This is a genomic window from Bifidobacterium sp. M0353 (genome assembly GCF_016100645.1).
GTDB lineage: Bacteria > Actinomycetota > Actinomycetes > Actinomycetales > Bifidobacteriaceae > Bombiscardovia > Bombiscardovia choladohabitans.
This window is the reverse complement of record NZ_JACFSB010000006.1, coordinates 588-1,202: the sequence shown is the minus strand read 5'-3', so window position 1 is coordinate 1,202 and position 615 is coordinate 588. Positions and strand designations below refer to the sequence as shown.

The following is a 615-nucleotide window of genomic DNA, read 5'->3' as shown; positions in this document are numbered from 1 at the left end:
GAAAAGATCAAAGGATCTTCTTGAGATCCTTTTTTTCTGCGCGTAATCTGCTGCTTGCAAACAAAAAAACCACCGCTACCAGCGGTGGTTTGTTTGCCGGATCAAGAGCTACCAACTCTTTTTCCGAAGGTAACTGGCTTCAGCAGAGCGCAGATACCAAATACTGTTCTTCTAGTGTAGCCGTAGTTAGGCCACCACTTCAAGAACTCTGTAGCACCGCCTACATACCTCGCTCTGCTAATCCTGTTACCAGTGGCTGCTGCCAGTGGCGATAAGTCGTGTCTTACCGGGTTGGACTCAAGACGATAGTTACCGGATAAGGCGCAGCGGTCGGGCTGAACGGGGGGTTCGTGCACACAGCCCAGCTTGGAGCGAACGACCTACACCGAACTGAGATACCTACAGCGTGAGCTATGAGAAAGCGCCACGCTTCCCGAAGGGAGAAAGGCGGACAGGTATCCGGTAAGCGGCAGGGTCGGAACAGGAGAGCGCACGAGGGAGCTTCCAGGGGGAAACGCCTGGTATCTTTATAGTCCTGTCGGGTTTCGCCACCTCTGACTTGAGCGTCGATTTTTGTGATGCTCGTCAGGGGGGCGGAGCCTATGGAAAAACGCC

The 615-nt window shown here is 53.7% G+C and carries 1 protein-coding gene; it reads left to right on the top strand.

Going from position 1 to position 615, the window contains the following annotated elements; translation table 11 throughout:
- A partial coding sequence (locus H3V04_RS10205) for a hypothetical protein (protein ID WP_075085914.1) occupies positions 1–275 on the top strand: 275 nt, incomplete at its 5' end.
- Positions 276–615: the final 340 nt, after the last annotated feature.